Source organism: Microbispora oryzae (genome assembly GCF_017896165.1).
GTDB lineage: Bacteria > Actinomycetota > Actinomycetes > Streptosporangiales > Streptosporangiaceae > Microbispora > Microbispora oryzae.
In genome coordinates, this window is the sequence record NZ_JAFCNB010000002.1 from 414,659 (window position 1) to 430,943 (window position 16,285).

General features: G+C 71.6%; 12 protein-coding genes. 7 read left to right on the top strand and 5 right to left on the bottom strand.

Annotated elements, in window-relative coordinates; all coding sequences use genetic code 11:
- Positions 1–48: 48 nt before the first annotated feature.
- The 4 genes from JOL79_RS05415 (at position 49) to katG (ending at position 5,642) form a co-directional block, all read left to right on the top strand.
- The gene (locus JOL79_RS05415) at positions 49–1,503 is read left to right on the top strand and encodes an MFS transporter (protein ID WP_210154525.1); all 1,455 of its coding nucleotides are present in this window, start codon (positions 49–51) and stop codon (positions 1,501–1,503) included.
- Between the two features lie 89 nt (positions 1,504–1,592).
- On the top strand, positions 1,593–2,645 hold the full coding sequence (locus JOL79_RS33780) for a polyprenyl synthetase family protein (RefSeq protein WP_210154526.1): 1,053 nt from the start codon (positions 1,593–1,595) through the stop codon (positions 2,643–2,645).
- Between the two features lie 289 nt (positions 2,646–2,934).
- Positions 2,935–3,372, top strand: a complete 438-nt coding sequence (locus JOL79_RS05425; RefSeq protein ID WP_210154527.1) for a Fur family transcriptional regulator — start codon at positions 2,935–2,937, stop codon at positions 3,370–3,372.
- Between the two features lie 35 nt (positions 3,373–3,407).
- A complete protein-coding gene (gene katG, locus JOL79_RS05430) occupies positions 3,408–5,642 on the top strand; it encodes a catalase/peroxidase HPI (RefSeq protein WP_210154528.1) in 2,235 nt (744 codons plus the stop codon).
- 175 nt (positions 5,643–5,817) lie between these two features.
- Here the strand turns inward: katG and JOL79_RS05435 are convergent, their stop codons facing one another.
- Positions 5,818–10,449 carry a non-ribosomal peptide synthetase gene (locus JOL79_RS05435; protein WP_210154529.1) on the bottom strand — a complete coding sequence of 1,544 codons (4,632 nt, stop codon included), beginning with the start codon at positions 10,447–10,449 and terminating at the stop codon, positions 5,818–5,820.
- A gap of 159 nt (positions 10,450–10,608) precedes the next feature.
- Between JOL79_RS05435 and JOL79_RS05440 the strand changes: the two genes are divergently transcribed.
- The gene (locus tag JOL79_RS05440) at positions 10,609–11,232 is read left to right on the top strand and encodes a DJ-1/PfpI family protein (protein WP_210154530.1); all 624 of its coding nucleotides are present in this window, start codon (positions 10,609–10,611) and stop codon (positions 11,230–11,232) included.
- 24 nt (positions 11,233–11,256) lie between these two features.
- On the opposite strand, the gene JOL79_RS05445 is transcribed toward JOL79_RS05440, so the two are convergent.
- Complete coding sequence (locus JOL79_RS05445) at positions 11,257–11,661, bottom strand: MerR family transcriptional regulator (RefSeq protein ID WP_307848332.1); 405 nt, start codon at positions 11,659–11,661, stop codon at positions 11,257–11,259.
- Between the two features lie 64 nt (positions 11,662–11,725).
- On the opposite strand from JOL79_RS05445, the gene JOL79_RS05450 reads away from it, so the two are divergent.
- Positions 11,726–12,634: an aldo/keto reductase gene (locus JOL79_RS05450; protein ID WP_210154532.1), complete on the top strand. Its 909-nt coding sequence runs from the start codon at positions 11,726–11,728 to the stop codon at positions 12,632–12,634.
- 58 nt (positions 12,635–12,692) lie between these two features.
- Here JOL79_RS05450 and JOL79_RS05455 read toward each other — a convergent pair whose 3' ends face one another.
- Positions 12,693–13,352, bottom strand: a complete 660-nt coding sequence (locus JOL79_RS05455; protein WP_307848333.1) for a TetR/AcrR family transcriptional regulator — start codon at positions 13,350–13,352, stop codon at positions 12,693–12,695.
- A gap of 111 nt (positions 13,353–13,463) precedes the next feature.
- On the opposite strand from JOL79_RS05455, the gene JOL79_RS05460 reads away from it, so the two are divergent.
- Positions 13,464–14,744 carry a GH1 family beta-glucosidase gene (locus JOL79_RS05460; protein WP_210154739.1) on the top strand — a complete coding sequence of 427 codons (1,281 nt, stop codon included), beginning with the start codon at positions 13,464–13,466 and terminating at the stop codon, positions 14,742–14,744.
- A gap of 65 nt (positions 14,745–14,809) precedes the next feature.
- Here JOL79_RS05460 and JOL79_RS05465 read toward each other — a convergent pair whose 3' ends face one another.
- Entirely contained in the window at positions 14,810–15,184 is a 375-nt protein-coding gene (locus tag JOL79_RS05465; protein ID WP_210154533.1) for a DUF6247 family protein, read from the bottom strand.
- A gap of 79 nt (positions 15,185–15,263) precedes the next feature.
- Positions 15,264–16,163, bottom strand: coding sequence for a coiled-coil domain-containing protein (locus JOL79_RS05470; RefSeq protein ID WP_210154534.1), 900 nt, complete (start codon positions 16,161–16,163; stop codon positions 15,264–15,266).
- Positions 16,164–16,285: the final 122 nt, after the last annotated feature.

Here is a 16,285-nt window from a genome sequence, read left to right on the forward strand (position 1 = left end):
CGGCCGCCGCCGTTTCCCACCCCGCATCATCCGATGGAGGTGACCCTCATGACCATCTCGAAAGAGACCCGAGCGCCGGAGAGCACCGGGGCCAATCCACTCCGCTGGAAGGCCCTCGCCGTCCTCGCACTCGTGCAGTTCATCATTTACGTCGACGCGACCATCGTTAACGTCGCCCTGCCGTCGATCCGCAAGGACCTCGGCTTCACGGCCGACGGGCTGATCTGGGTCGTCAACTGCTACCTGATCGCCGCGGGCGGCCTGCTGCTGCTCGGCGGGCGGCTGGCCGACCGGATCGGGCGGCGCCGCGTCTTCTGCCTCGGATCGGCCGCCTTCGCCGTCGCCTCGCTCATCGCGGGCCTCTCGGTGAGCCCCGGCATGCTGCTGACCGGGCGCGTGATCCAGGGCGTGGCCGAGGCGCTGGCCGCCCCCGCCGGCCTCGCCATGGTCGCCCTGCTGTTCGAGGACCACAAGGAGCGGGCGAAGGCGTTCGGCATCTGGGCGGGCCTGTCGGGCCTCGGCGCCTGCGCGGGCGTCCTGCTGTCCGGCGTGTTCACCGGCCTGCTGACCTGGCGTCTCATCTTCCTGATCAACATTCCGCTGGCGGTGATCCCGCTGCTGACCCTGCCGAGGATCATCGACGAGAGCCGGGCTCCCTCGACCGGCCGGCGGATCGACTGGGCCGGCGCGGTGCTCATCACCGGCGGCCTGTTCGCCGTCATCTACGGCCTCCTCTCCGCCGTCCACCAGCCGTGGAGCGCGGCGGGCGTGTGGGGCCCGCTGGCCGCCGGCCTGGTCGCCCTGGCCGTGGCGCTGATCGTCGAGTCGAGCGTCGCCGAGCCGCTGCTGCCGCTGCGGTTCTTCCGCAACCGGGTCCGCCTGACCGCCAACGGCGTCACGGCCGTCATCGGCGGCGTCTCGGCGGCGGTGTTCTTCATGACCGTCCTGTACGTCCAGGACGTGCTGGGCTACACGCCGCTGGAGAGCGGTGTCGCCTGGGTGCCGTTCTGCCTGGCCTTCATGGGCGGCCTGTTCGGTTCGATGCAGATCATCATGCGGTTCGGCCCGCGGCCCGCGATGTCGCTCGGGCTGCTGGTCGCCTCCGGCGGGCTGTTCCTGTTGTCCCAGCTCCCCGTGAACGGTTCATTCTGGGCGAATCTGCTGCCCGCGACCGTCCTCGTCGCCGTCGGCTTCGGCATGACGAACCCCGCCATGCAGCAGGCGTCGATGCACGACGTGTCCCAGGCGGACGCCGGCCTCGGGTCCGGCGTGCTCACGACGCTGCTGCAGCTCAGCGGCGCCCTGGGGCTCGCCGTCTTCGTGCCGATCGCGCTGCGGGAGCAGGCCTCGTCGGCGGCCGCCGGCGTGAGCGGCGCCGAGGCGGCCGTGTCGGGCTACACACTCGCGTTCGAAGTCGGATCCCTGACGCTACTGGCCGGATCCGTCGCGGTCCTGTTCTTGTTGAGAGGTGTTCCGGGCCCGCGGGCCCAGCAGGCTGGCTGAACTTCCCAACCGTCAACGCCGGATGTGAGAAGGGGGTAGTCGAAGTGACAATCATCGATGAATCCGCAGTCGATCTCGGAACTCCCGCAGTGAACGTCGCGAACGCGGTGACCACCTCGGACGCGAAGGACGTGGCAGACGTGGCACAAGCAGCGGAAAAAGCGCTTCGCCGCGCTCGGCTGCTGGTTGGACCGGAGCTCCGCAAGGCCGTACAACGGCTCGACGACCCGGTGCGCACGGTGGCGGGCTTCCACTTCGGCTGGTGGGGACCCACCGGCGAGCCCGTCATGGCGGACACGGGCGGAGACATGTGCTCCACGCTCGTGCTCACCTGCGCCGAGGCCCTCGGAGCGGACCCGCGGTCGGCGCTCGCGCCGGCCGCCGCGATCGACCTCGTTCACAATTCCTGGCTGCTCCACGACGACGTCATGGAGTGCGCTCTCACCCGGCGGGGCCGGCAGGCCACCTGGGCCGTGTTCGGCCGGTCTCAGGCGATCCTGGCCGGGGACGCGCTGCTCGTCCTCGGCATGGGATCGCTGACCGGCCACACGCACATCGCGGAGATCAGCGCGGCGATGCTCGACCTGATCTCCTGGCAGGGCTCCGACCTGGCGTTCGACGAACGGTTCGACCTCCAGCCGTGCGGCTCGGAGGTCGAGGAGCGCCTGACTGCGTCGTCGGGGAAGGTCGGGGCGCTGTACGGCGGCGCGTGCGCCCTCGGCGCGGTTTCGGCCGGGGCCGATCCCGCCACCACCGCCGCGCTGCGGCAGTTCGGGCGGCGCATCGGGCTCGCCGCCCAGTTCGTCGACGACCTGCGGGCCATGCGGGAGTCGGGCGCGAGGTCGCTGCGGAAGCGTTCTCTGGTGGTGGCCGCCGCGCTGAGCAGTTGCACCCGCGCGGGCCGGCGGCTCGGCGAGCTCTTCGGCCGGCCCGAGCGGCTGAGCCCCGAGGAGAAGGCCGAGGCGGCCCGGCTGGTCGAGAAGGCGGGCGGACCCCGCTGGGCCGAGCAGGCCGTCCGCTGGCAGCGCGAGCAGGCGCTGCGGTGCCTGGCCGAGGCGGATCTCGCGCCCGCCCCCGCGGCGGAGCTGGCCGCGCTCGCCGATCTGGTCACCCGCGAGGGATACCGGAGGGGCGAGATGTAGGACGCGCTCACTCCGGCCTCATTCGACGTGAGGCCGACGAGCCTTCCGGGCGAGGGCCCCCGGCGGCGGACGTGGCGACAGACCACGACCTCCGGCCGGGGGCCCTCGCCGTTCCGGACGTTCGCCGTGCCGACCCTTCCCCGTAACCCGCCTGTCGGTGGCGGGTCCGGCGCGCCGGGTGTCGTGGATCGACGGGGCGCCGCCATGCCGGGGAGGCATGAGATGGCACCCAAACTTGTATCGTTCAATCCCTTGGATTAGTCGTGTTTTTGGCGGTAGGTTTGGCGGCATGACCCCCTCCCCGACCCCGACCACCGCCGAGGAACTACGCGGTGCCGGCCTGCGGGTGACGGCCGCCCGCGTCGCACTGCTCGAAACCGTCAGGAACGGCGACCATCTCGACGTCGAGACGCTGGCCGCCGGCGTCCGCGACCGGGTTGGCCACATCTCTCTCCAAGCCGTCTACGAGGCCCTCCACGCGCTCACCATGGCGGGGCTCGTACGCCGGATCGAACCGGCCGGCAGCCCGGCCCGGTTCGAGGGACGTGTCGGGGACAATCACCACCACGTCGTGTGCCGGTCGTGCGGTGTCGTCGCCGACGTCGACTGCGCGGTGGGTGAGGCTCCTTGCCTGACCGCGTCCGACGACCACGGCTTCTCGATCGAGGAGGCCGACGTCATCTACTGGGGCCTGTGCCCCGCCTGTTCCACCGCGCGCAGTTCATGAATCCCCCGTGATCCGCCTACTTCAGAAGGAATCCCATGTCTGAGAACAATGACGCGATCGTCGTAGACGCGAAGACGGAGGGCGAGACCGGCTGCCCGGTCGCGCACGGGCGTGCCCCGCACCCGACCCAGGGCGGCGGCAACCGCCAGTGGTGGCCGGAGCGGCTCAACTTGAAGATCCTGGCCAAGAACCCCGCCGTGGCCAACCCCCTCGGCGAGGACTTCGACTATGCCGAGGCGTTCAAGAGCCTCGACCTGCCGGCCGTGAAGCGGGACATCGCCGAGGTGCTCACCACCTCGCAGGACTGGTGGCCGGCCGACTTCGGCCACTATGGCCCGTTCATCATCCGGATGGCGTGGCACAGCGCGGGCACCTACCGCATCAGTGACGGCCGCGGCGGCGCCGGCGCCGGCCAGCAGCGGTTCGCCCCGCTCAACAGCTGGCCGGACAACGGAAACCTCGACAAGGCCCGCCGCCTGCTGTGGCCGGTCAAGAAGAAGTACGGCCAGAGTCTCTCCTGGGCCGACCTCCTGATCCTCGCCGGCAACGTCGCCCTGGAGACGATGGGCTTCACGACGTTCGGCTACGCCGGTGGCCGCGCCGACGTCTGGGAGGCCGAGGAGGACGTCTACTGGGGCCCCGAGTCCACCTGGCTCGGCGACGAGCGCTACACCGGCGACCGCGACCTCGAAAACCCGCTCGCCGCGGTCCAGATGGGCCTCATCTACGTCAACCCCGAGGGCCCGAACGGCAACCCCGACCCGCTCGCCGCGGCCCGCGACATCCGTGAGACGTTCGGCCGGATGGCGATGAACGACGAGGAGACCGTCGCCCTCATCGCGGGCGGCCACACCTTCGGCAAGACCCACGGCGCCGGCCCGGCGGACAACGTCGGCCCCGCCCCCGAGGCCGCCACCATCGAGGAGCAGGGCCTCGGCTGGCGGAACACCTTCGGCACCGGCAAGGGAGCCGACGCCATCACCAGTGGTCTCGAGGGCATCTGGACGTCCACCCCGACCAAGTGGGGCAACGGCTTCTTCGAGAACCTCTTCGCCTACGAGTGGGAGCTCACCAAGAGCCCGGCGGGCGCCAACCAGTGGAAGCCGAAGGACGGTGCGGGCGAGGGCACCGTCCCCGACGCCCACGACCCGTCGAAGCGCCACGCCCCGACGATGCTGACGACCGACCTGGCTCTCCGCGTCGACCCGGTCTACGAGCAGATCTCGCGGCGCTTCCTGGAGAACCCCGACGAGTTCGCCGACGCGTTCGCCCGCGCGTGGTTCAAGCTGACCCACCGCGACATGGGCCCGGTCGTCCGCTACCTCGGCCCGGAGGTCCCGTCCGAGACGCTGCTGTGGCAGGACCCGCTGCCCGCGGTGACGCACGAGCTCGTCGACGCCGGCGACGTCGCCGCTCTGAAGGAGCGGATCCTCGCTTCGGGCCTGTCGGTCTCCCAGCTCGTGTCCACGGCGTGGGCGTCGGCCTCGACGTTCCGCGGCAGTGACAAGCGCGGCGGCGCCAACGGCGCCCGCGTCCGCCTGGAGCCGCAGAGCGGGTGGGAGGTCAACGACCCCGACCAGCTCGCGACGGTGCTGCGCACCCTTGAGGGCATCCAGGAGGCGTTCAACGCCGCCCAGACCGGCGGCAAGCAGGTCTCGCTGGCCGACCTGATCGTGCTCGCCGGGTCCGCGGCCGTCGAGAAGGCCGCCAAGGACGCCGGTTTCGCCGTCGAGGTGCCCTTCACCGCGGGCCGCGTGGACGCCTCGCAGGACCAGACCGACGTCGAGTCGTTCGCGGCGCTGGAGCCGTCGGCCGACGGGTTCCGCAACTACCTCGGCAAGGGCAACCGGCTGCCGGCCGAGTATCTGCTGCTCGACCGGGCGAACCTGCTGACCCTGAGCGCCCCCGAGATGACGGTCCTCGTCGGCGGCCTGCGCGTCCTCGGTGCGAACCACCAGGGGTCCCCCCTGGGCGTCTTCACCACGACCCCCGGAACGCTGACCAACGACTTCTTCGTCAACCTGCTCGACCTGGGCACGACGTGGAAGTCGGCCTCCGGCGACGCGAACACCTTCGAGGGCCGCGACGCCGCCACGGGTGAGGTCAAGTGGACCGGCAGCCGGGCCGACCTCGTCTTCGGCTCCCACTCCGAGCTGCGCGCCCTCGCGGAGGTCTACGCGAGCGACGACGCCAAGGAGAAGTTCGTGCGCGACTTCGTCGCCGCGTGGGTCAAGGTGATGGAGCTCGACCGCTTCGACCTGGCCGGATGACGATTCCGCCTCGATGACGATTCCAGCTCGATGACGAACCGCTGATCGTCGCGGCAGGCCCCCGCGCCCGGCTGGGCGCGGGGGCCTGCTCGTGCTTCGCCCGCTCTCCCTTCTGTCCGTCCCTGCAGCCGGTCCCTGCAGCTCGTCCCCTCCTGTTCGTCTCTGCTGTTCGTCTCTACTGTTCGGCGAGAACGGCCAGGTCGTCCTCGGTCAGGCCCTGCAGCGCCTCGGCCACGGCGAGGGTCTGCTCTCCGGTCTCCGGGTCGTCCGCGAGCGCCGCGCAGATCTGCGCCAGCGTCGGCGCGGCGAAGACGGTCCGCAGCCCCAGCTCGGCGCCGAACAGCTCGCGCACTCGTCCGACCAGCGCGGTGGCCTTCACCGAGTCGCCGCCGAGCTGGAAGAAGTGATCATCCCGGCCGATCTGGGCGACGCCGAGCAGGTCACTCCACAGCCACGCCACGGCGTGCTCCAGCGGCGTGCTCGGCGGCACGAACTCCGTCGTCTTGGTGCTGCCCGCGTCGTCCGCCATGGCGGAGAGCGCCAGCCGGTCGACCTTCCCGTTGCCGGTGAGCGGCATCGCGTCGAGCGTCACGACGGTGCCGGGCACCATGTAGGCGGGCAGCGTCTCCGCGGCGAACCGCTGGAGCTCCTCGGGGTCGGGTGTTTCCCCGCCTGCCGCCGTGACGAACGCGACCAGGCGGCGCGAGTGCCGTACGGCGCCCGCCGCGACCACGACGGCCCGGTCGACCGACGGGTGATCGGCCAGCACCGCCTCGATCTCGCCCAGCTCGATCCGGTAGCCCTGGATCTTCACCTGGAAGTCCTCGCGGCCGAGGATCTCGATGTTCCCGTCCGGCAGGTAACGACCCATGTCGCCGGACGCGTACACCCGCTCGCCGGTGCCGGGCATCGGGAAGAACTTGGCCGCGGTGCGCTCGGGGTCGCGCCAGTATCCGTGGGCCAGCCCGACCGGGCTGCCGATGTGGATCTGCCCCGGCACCCACACCGGCCGCGGCCGCAGCTTGTCGTCCAGCACGTGGTAGCGCTGGTTGCTCATCGGCCTGCCGTAGGGGATGCTCGCCCAGTCGGGGTCGACCTCCCCGATGGGATAGATGACCGACCAGACACACGTCTCGGTGGGCCCGCCCGAGCCGATGACGCGCACGTTCCGCGCCAGCGCCCGCAGGCGGTCGGGCAGCGTGACCGGGATCCAGTCGCCCGCGAGGATCGCCAGCCGCAGCGACGTCAGCACGTCCGCGGCGTCCGGCAGGCCCTCCAGGTGGTTCACCAGCACCTCGATCAGCGCCGGCACCGAGTTCCAGAAGGTGACGCCCTCGTCGCGCGCCAGGGCCGCCCAGGCGGCCGGGTCGGGCACGTCGTACGGCTCCGGCATGACGACGGTCCCGCCCGCGTGCACCATCCCGAACGTGTCGTAGACCGACAGGTCGAAGTGCAGTCCCGACAGGGCGATGCAGCGGTCGTCGGGGCCGACGTCGAAGCGCTCGTTGATGTCGAGGATGGTGTTGGCGGCGCCCTTGTGGTCGACCATCACGCCCTTGGGCTTGCCGGTCGAGCCCGAGGTGTAGATGACGTAGGCCAGGTCGGTGGGCCGCTGCACCGGGTCGAGCGGGGAGCCGTCCGCGGTGTCGAAGTCGCGGTCCACGAGCAGGCGGCGCGGACCGGCCGGCCAGTCGAGGCGGCCGTCGACGCGGCTCTGGGTGAGCACCAGCTCGACCTCGCCGTCCTCCAGCAGCGCGTGGAGCCTGCCCGAGGGGACGCCCGGATCGATCGGCAGGTACGCCGCGCCCGCGGCCAGCACGCCGTGCGCCGCGACGATCTGCTCCCAGCCTTTCTCCATCACGACGGCGACCAGCCGGTTGGGCCGCGCCCCGGCCTCGCGCAGCACCCGGCCGACCTGGTTGACCCGGCGGTCCAGCTCGGCGTAGGTCAGCCTGCGGTCTCCGGACACGACGGCGACGGCGTCCGGGCGGATGGCCGCGTGCCGCGCCACGGGCGTGTGCAGCAGCAGTTCCGGCATGTCCGCCTCGGTCCGGTTGACCCGCTCGCGCTGTTCGAGCTGGTGCCGCGGCACCAGGTTGAACCACTCCTCGCGCCAGGCGGACGGGTCGGCGGCCAGCCGTTCGAGCAGCCCGCAGTAGGAGCCGAACATGTCCTCGACCATACCGGGCGGGAACACCTCGTCGAGACTGTCCCAGCTGAACTCCAGCCGGCCCTCCACCTCCGACACCTGGAAGTCGATCGTCACCTGGGGTGTCTGGGTGCTCGTGTGCACGGCCGCGCCGAGCGACGTGTGGAAACGCCGCGCGGGCTGGCCGAGCAGGCTCGTCACCACCACGGGGAACGCGGCCCGGACGACGCCGCCGCTGCGCCTGGCGAGCTCCCGCATCACCCGCACGCCGCCGAAGTGGCGGTGCTCCAGGTCGGTCCACAGCTGCGCCTGGATCGACCGGGCCCGCTCCTCGAACGTCCCGTCGGTCTTCTCCACCGCGAGCAGGGAGGTGGTGGTGAAGTCGCCGATCAGATCGTTGATCGCCGGGTGCAGCGGCAGCCGGTTGAACAGCGGGAAGTTGATCGTGAAGGTGTCGTTGCGGCTCCAGGTGCGCAGCACCTCGGCGAAGACGGCCACCACGATGCCCGACGGCGTGAGGGAGGCGGCGGTGCCGCGCGCCTGCAGCCGCGACCAGTCCTCGGCCGACAGCCGGTGCTGGCGGCGGGTGAACCGTCCGGTGGACGCGGTGCCGGCCGGCGCCCGCGGCAGGTCCGGCGCGGACGGCAGGCCCGCGTCGAGCCGCTTCATCCAGTACGCCCTGGACCGCTGGTAGTCCTCCGACGCCTCCAGCGCGTCACCCGAGGTGGCCAGCACGTAGTCGCGGAAGGTCACGTCGAGCGGGGCCAGGGCGTCCGGTCTGTCGGCGTCGTACGCGGTGACCAGGTCGGGCACCAGGATGTGGAAGTAGCTCCACGCGTCGATGATCAGCAGGTCGAGGCCGAGGTGCAGCCGCACCCGGCCGTCCGGCAGCAGGGTCAGCCGCACGTCCCACAGCGGCCACTGGTCGGCGGGCAGCACCTTGTGGGAGAGCTCCTCGCGCAGCCGCGCGGCCTCCTCCTCGGCCGCCTCCGGCGCCAGCGACCTGAGGTCGAGCACCGGGATCTCGTGCTCGGGCAGGTCGGTCAGCACGCGCTGGGTGCCGTCCGGGAGGATGACCGCCCGGAGCATGTCGTGCCGCCGCACGACGGCGGCCCACGCCCGGCGGAACCGCTCGACGTCGAGGCCCTCGCTCTCCCACTCCCAGTAGCCGTGGCAGCCGACGTTGCCGAACTCGACGGCGTCGCTCCGGCCGATCCAGTACGCCTGCTGGGTGTCGGTGAGGGGGAACGGCAGGTGCGCGTCCCCGGGGTGGGCGACAAGACCGGCCGGGGCGGGCTTCGGCGCCAGCGCCAGCAGCGCGCGCCGGTCGGGCCTGCCGTCGGCCAGTCTCGGCAGCTCGGGCAGTTCCACGACCGGCACCCCCTCAGGAACCCGGGGGGTGCTCTGGGCCACCACGAAGCAGACACCGCCGGCGACCGCGACCTCCCGCACGCCGGGCTGTCCCAGCACGTCGGCCTCCAGGCCGGGGTGATCGAGCGGCCGGTCGATCGCGCGGCCCAGCACCTCGACCGTGCCGTCCGCGGCCCGGCGGGCGACGTCGCCGGTGCGGTGCAGCAGCCGGGCGGGCTCGCCGGGCAGCGAGTGGCGCACGAAGGCGGCGGCGGTGCGCGCCGGGTCTCCGGCGTACACGGTGGCGAGCACCGGCCCGGCGACGTAGAGCTCCCCGGTCTCGGCGGGGCGCATCTCCTCGTCGAGCACGTGCGCCCGGACGCCCGGGATCGGCCGCCCGCCGATCAGGACCGGCCCCGTCGTCTCCGCCGTTCCGTACTCGGCGACCACGGAGAAGGGCACGGAGGACGACGCAGAGGACGACGCGGAGGACGGCACTGCGTCGGCCCGGCGGAGCCGGCCGCGGACGGCCAGCGTGCGCAGCGGGGCCGACGCGGGCCAGCGCAGCGCGGTCAGCCGCTCGGCCCGCTCGGCGTCCAGGGCGGCGTGGGTGGCCTTCGCCGCGAGCAGCCAGTCGCGCAGCCGGGCGGGCGACGCGGCGGCCGCCGGTCCCGCGACCACGACCTCGGCTCCGGCGGCGAGGAACGGCAGCCACTCGGCGGGACCCGCGGCAGAACCGGGGGTGGCCAGCCACGCGGCCCGGTCGCCCGCCGTGACGCCGTACGCCTCCCGGACTCCGGCGATCATCGCGTCGAGGGCCCCGGCGGTGCCGAGGACGGGCGCGGGCTCGGCGGTCGAGCCCGCGGTGAAGAGCAACAGGGATCCCCTGGCCGGCTCGGCCTCCGCCTCGGGGCCGTCCTCGTCGACCAGGAGCGTGGTCAGCCCGGCGGGCAGCATCCCGGCGAGACCCGAGCGGGTCACCACGGTGCGCGCGGAGGCGCGGGCCAGCTTCGCGGCGGTGGTCTCCGGTGTGCCGGCCGGGTCGAGCGGCGCCGTGACGGCGCCCGCCCGCAGCGCGGCCAGCACCGCCACCATGTGGTCGGCCGACCGTTCGAGCAGCACGGCGATCCGGCTGTCCGGGGTGACGCCGATCGCGGCCAGCCTGCGGGCCAGCCGGTCGGCCGTGGCGTCGAGTTCGGCGAACGTCAGTCGCCTGTCGCCGTCGCGCACCGCGACGGCGTCCGGAGTCCTCGAGGCCGCCTCGGCGACCCGGTCGAGCGACTCCTCCTGGGCACGCACCGTGGTCACGTTTGCTCCCATCCCTGTCTCGGACTCGAGATCCGGGCACGCGGGGCGCACCCGGGTGCGTCAGGACGGTAGGAAGCGCGAGTTAGCCGCTGGTTACGGCACCGGCCGTTTCCCCGCAGTCCGCTGCCAGACACGGCTGGGCGTGCCAGACTGCGGGCCATGGATGTGAAGACCGTCCACCTCGCCGTCTACGAGACGCTGGCCGACTGGGAGTACGGCCACGCCGTCGCCCACATCAACAACCCCAGGTTCCAGCGCAGGCCGGGGGCGTACCGGGTCCGCACGGTCGCCGGGACCGCGGCGCCCATCACGACCCTGGGCGGGCTGCGGGTCACGCCCGACCTGACCGTGGACGACCTCGACCCGGCGGACAGCGCCATGCTGATCATGCCGGGCGCCGGGGAGTGGCAGCGCGGCAACGCCGTGTTCGCCCGCGCCGCGCGGAGCTTCCTGTCCGCCGGCGTGCCGGTGGCCGCGATCTGCGGCGCCACCTACGCGCTCGCCCGCGAGGGCCTGCTCAACGATCGCGACCACACCAGCAACGCGCTGAGCTCGCTGACGAAGACGCGGGCCTACACGGGCACGGACCGCTATCGGGACGAGCCGGCGGTCAGGGACCGGGGGCTCGTCACCGCCGGCGCGACCGGCTCGCTGGAGTTCGCCCGCGAGATCTTCGCCGAGCTGGAGCTGTACACGCCGGAGGCCCTGGACGCCTGGTACGGCTTCCAGCGCACCGGCGACCCGAAGCTCTACTTCAGGATGGCCAAGGCGAGCGCCGCGTAGCGGGCGGGCACCGGGCAGGCGACCTCAGGAGGCCGACTCGCGGTCCTGGGCGGTGACCCCGTCCGGGATGGCCAGGACGCCCCGGTAGTAGGCGATCTTCCGCTTGATGACGTCCTGCTGGCGCCGCAACTCGGCGATCTGCTCCTCGACCTTGCGGTCGTGTCTCTCCAGCACGGCGATCCGGTCCTTGACGTTCGGCTCGTCCTGCCACACCAGCTCGGCGAACCGCCGCATCTCCGCGATCGGCATGCCGGTGTCCCGCAGGCACCGCACCATGCCGAGCCAGCTCACGTCGTCTTCGGTGAACCTCCGCTGACCCGCGGCGTTGCGGCGGACCCGCCGCAGCAGGCCGATGCGCTCGTAGTAACGCAGCGTGTCGAGGCTGAATCCCGTCTCTTCGGCGACCTGTCCAGGCGTGTACACAGTCACACCATCGATCCTGTCACAGCGGGGACTTGAGGTGGAGCGCACTCCAGGGACCAGGCTGGGGGGCATGGCAATCGCTTTGGGGACGATCCCGTTCGGGACCACCGTGGACGAGCCGACGTCATTCGCCATCCTCGACCGGTTCGTGGACTCCGGTGGCACGATCATCGACACAGCCGACAACTATCCCTTCTGGCAGGACGGCACGACGGGCGACGAGAGCGAGACGACGATCGGCCGCTGGCTCGCCAAGCGCGGCAACCGCGACCGGGTGGTCATCAGCACCAAGGTCGGCGGCCGCCCCACCGTGCCGGGCGACCGCACACTCGACTCGGCGGAGGGGCTGTCCGCCGCAACCGTCCGCGGCGCCGTGGAGGGCAGTCTGCGGCGGCTCGGCGTCGACCACGTCGACGTCTACTGGGCGCACCTCGAGGACCGGTCGGTTCCTCTCCTGGAGACCCTGATCGCGTTCGACGAGCTGGTCACGGCCGGAAAGGTCAAGCGACTCGGCGCGAGCAACCACGCGACCTGGCGGCTGGAGCGCGCCCGCGCGCTGGCCGCCGCCCACGACCTCACGCCGTACACGCTGGTGCAGATGCGCCACTCCTATCTGCGCCCGCGCCCGTGGGTGCGGCTGCCTGAGGGCGGCCACGTCCAGGTGAGCGAGGAGACGCTCGACTACGTGAGGTCCGAGGGCCTCACCCTGTGGGTCTACACGTCGCTGCTCGCGGGGGCGTACACCCACAAGCCCCTGCCGGAGCACTACGACCACCCGGGAACGACGCGGCGGCTCGCCGTGCTACGGGAGGTGGCCGCCGAGCTCGGCGCCACGCCCAACCAGGTGGTGCTGGCCTGGCTGAAGGCCCAGGACATCGTGCCGCTCGTGGGCGTCAGCTCGATCGCCCAGCTCGACGAGCTGCTCACCGAGATCGACCTCGATCCCGCGCTGATCGCCCGCCTCGACGCCCCGGCGTGACGGGCGGCCTCGATCCGGGTGCCCCGCCTCGCCCCGGATACGCCTCAGGTACGCCGCCTCAGCTCAGGTACGCCGACAGGTAGCGGCGGACCAGGCTCTTGCACTCGGCCACGAGGCCGGGGTCGCCCTCGGGGTGGGCGCGGAAGGCGAGCTTGAGCACGGCGTCGGCGGCCTCGACCGCGACCAGGAAGGCGCGGGCGAGGCCGTCGTCGGGCGGCACGCCGAGCATCTCGACCGTGAGCGCGCGCAGCCGGTCGGCCACCACGACGTTGTTCTCCAGCGCCTCGTCGAGCACCCGCTGTGTGCCGGGCAGGGCCGGGCCTCCCGGCCCGGCCAGCACCTCGCCGAAGTCGACCACTCCGAAGCCCGGCCTGCTCCGCTTCATCCTGACGAACTCGTCGATGCCGAGATCGACGGCGGCGGTCCAGTCCGGCAGCGACTCGGTGGTCAGCCGGTCCGACATCACGTCCAGGAACGCCTCCAGGTTCCGCAGGGCGAGCGCCCGGACCAGCGCCTGTTTGTCGGTGAAGAACTGGTAGAAGGTCCCGATGGGCACGCCCGCCCTCCGGGCCACCTCCTTGGTGGTCAGCCCCTCGTAGCCCACCTCGTCGAGCAGCCGGGCCGACTCGTCCAGCATCCGCTCGACCCGCTCCTGGCTGCGGCGCTGAGCCGGCCTGCGTCGCAGCGTCCCCTCACTCACGTACGTCGTCCGCTCCACAACAACACACGCTCCCCAGCGTCGGTTTTCCCACCCTAATCGGGCAGGCCTCCACAGCGGACCGGCACGCGACTAACATGAGGGCCCCTCACAGTGCCGGAAGGGCTCGACATGTTCCTCTGGGGTACGGCCACCGCGTCCTATCAGATCGAGGGCGCCGTCGGCGAAGACGGCAGGGGCCCCTCGATCTGGGACACCTTCTGCCACACGCCCGGCCGGGTCAGGGACGGCCACACCGGAGACGTGGCCTGCGACCATTACCACCGCTGGCGGGAGGACATCGCGCTGGTCAAGGGCGCCGGGCTCAACGCGTACCGGTTCTCGATCGCCTGGCCGCGCGTCCTGCCGGCCGGGACGGGCGCGGTCAACCAGGCGGGACTCGACTTCTACGACCGGCTCGTGGACGTGCTCTGCGCGGAGGGGATCGTCCCCGTGCCGACGCTCTTCCACTGGGACCTGCCGCAGGCGCTGGAAGACGGGGGCGGCTGGCTCGACCGCGACACGGCCGCACGCTTCGCCGACTACGCGGCGGTGGTGGCACGGCGGCTGTCCGACCGGGTCCGGATGTGGATCACCCTCAACGAGCCGTTCGTCCACATGGTCTACGGCTATGCCCTGGGGACGCACGCGCCGGGCCGGGCGCTCTTCCTCGACGCTCTGCCGGTCGCCCACCACCAGCTGCTCGGCCATGGCCTGGCCGCGCGGGCCCTGCGGGCGAACGGTGCCGAGCAGGTGCTGATCACCAACAACTGCACCCCGGTCTGGCCGGCGTCCGCCGCACCGGAGGACGTCGCCGCGGCCGACGCGTACGACACGCTGCACAACCGGCTGTTCAACGACCCCGTTCTGCTCGGCCGCTACCCGGACCTGTCGGCGTACGGCATCGGGGAACCGGCGTTCGTCCAGCCCGGCGACCTGGAGACGATCGCCCAGCCGCTCGACGGCCTGGGGATCAACTACTACAACCCCACTCGGATCGCCCGGCCCGACGATGAGGGACTCCCGTTCCGGGACGCCGGGATCACCGGCTACCCCACCACGGCGTTCGGCTGGCCGGTCGTCCCGGACGGGCTGCGGGAGCTGCTGGAGTCCCTCAGAGCCCGGTACGGCGAGGCGCTCCCGCCCGTCTACGTCACCGAGAACGGCTGCTCCTACGAGGAGCTCGACGACCGGGAGCGGATCGCCTATCTCGACGGGCACATCGCGGCGATGGAACGGGCCGAGGGCGTCGACGTGCGGGGCTACTTCGTCTGGTCGCTGCTCGACAACTTCGAGTGGGCGGAGGGCTACAACCAGCGGTTCGGCCTGGTCCACGTCGACTTCGCGACCCAGGAGCGCACGCCCAAGGCGTCGTACCACTGGCTGCGCGACCGGATCGCCGGCCGCACCTGAAAACCCTCACTCACGAACGTCGTCCGCTCCACAACAACACACGCCGCATTGGTGCGGAGGTTCAGTCAGCCCACACCACCTCGTAGATCGAGATCAGCTGAGCTTCTTCGTTGACGTGAAAGTGGATCAGGCCGAGACGTGCGTCGGACCCGGGCAAGACGTTCCTGCCAGTCGGGGACGGCTTCGTCCAGAGCGACGAATTCACCGACGCCCCGGGCCGCGTCCTCAGCACGTTGGTCGTAGGCGGGGTCGGCGAACGCGATCGAGTTCAGCCACCACAGGTTGAGAAGCTCGGGAAGACGGTGATACTCACCGGGTTCGCGCGCCGCTTCCCATGCCTCGTGATATTGAGCGAGGAAGACCGGACGCCACTTCTCAGGCAGTGCCTGGAGAATCCCCCGCGGGTCGTATCGAGGATCATGAACCGGCTGCGCGCTCATAAGCCCACCCTACCGATCGCCGGCCCGCCGGGCGCTGCCCACAGCTTGGAAGGACGAGCCGACCAGCTACCGCCGAGGGTCAGAGCACCGACACGTGCACGTGGTCGTAGTGGTTGGCGGTGATGCCGCCGCGGTCGGACATCGTGCGCCAGCCCGCGCCGGTGCGCATGTCGTAGAAGCGCTGCTGCCAGATGATGTACATGATCCCGTACTGCCTGGCGTGGGCGATGCACCACGCGGCGAGGGCGTCGCCGCGCTCCTTGGCGGTCGCGTCGGGCATCCGGCCGCCGCCGCTCATCATGAAGTCGCAGGCCCGGCCCTTGCCGTGCTCTCCGGGATCGCCCGCGCGCAGGCAGCCGACCCCGAACGGCATCGGGAAGTTCTGCATGATGGTGTTGCGCACCGTGACCATCCGCGCGGTCAGGCCCGATCCCGCGTCGGGCGCCTGGAACCCGTACCTGGCCATCAGTTTCTCGACGTCGCGCTGCTTGTCCTTGAGCTCCTTGATCTGCTTCTGCAGCTTGTCGATCTGGACGTCGGCGGTCTTCGCCGCCTTCCGCTGCCGGTCGAGGAGGGTCCGCACGCCGTTGACACGCTCCAACTTGGAGCTGGACAGGTAGGCGAACGTGGACAGCGTCGAGGGGTCGCTCGCCATGCCCATGAGGTCCGAGGTGTCGAAGCCCATGCCCATGTAGGCCGTCTGGGCGAACGCGGCGACCTGGCCCTCGGCCTTGCGCAGGTCGACCTTCAGCTTCCCGACCAGCTTGGACGCCTTGTCCGCCGCCCGTTGGGCGTCCTCCAGGCTGATGATGTCCCCGCGGTACGCCTTGGACAGCTCGGCGGCCTGCTTGGTGAGGTTGCGGAGCTTGGCCTGCTGGTCGGGCTCGGCGTGGACGCCGGCCAGGTCTCCCTGGACACCGAGCACGCCGAGGAGCGCGGCGGCCATGACCGCCGCCCGGATCCCGTGTCCCGTCCGCACGCGACCTCCACTCGGATTCGGACCGAAACTATAGAAGGCGATCTTCTTGCTTGCTACCGGAACAGGACAAACTCGTGTATCAAAGCGGGCTAACGGCGCGTTTTATCGCGCGAAGTCACAGA

Excerpts from the sequence above, each read along its gene's own strand:
- JOL79_RS05415 (WP_210154525.1), top strand. The coding sequence starts at position 49 with ATGACCATCTCGAAAGAGACCCGAGCGCCGGAGAGCACCGGGGCCAAT.
- JOL79_RS05425 (WP_210154527.1), top strand. The coding sequence starts at position 2,935 with ATGACCCCCTCCCCGACCCCGACCACCGCCGAGGAACTACGCGGTGCC.
- katG (WP_210154528.1), top strand. The coding sequence starts at position 3,408 with ATGTCTGAGAACAATGACGCGATCGTCGTAGACGCGAAGACGGAGGGC.
- JOL79_RS05440 (WP_210154530.1), top strand. The coding sequence starts at position 10,609 with ATGGATGTGAAGACCGTCCACCTCGCCGTCTACGAGACGCTGGCCGAC.
- JOL79_RS05450 (WP_210154532.1), top strand. The coding sequence starts at position 11,726 with ATGGCAATCGCTTTGGGGACGATCCCGTTCGGGACCACCGTGGACGAG.
- JOL79_RS05460 (WP_210154739.1), top strand. The coding sequence starts at position 13,464 with ATGTTCCTCTGGGGTACGGCCACCGCGTCCTATCAGATCGAGGGCGCC.
- JOL79_RS05465 (WP_210154533.1), bottom strand. The coding sequence starts at position 15,184 with ATGAGCGCGCAGCCGGTTCATGATCCTCGATACGACCCGCGGGGGATT.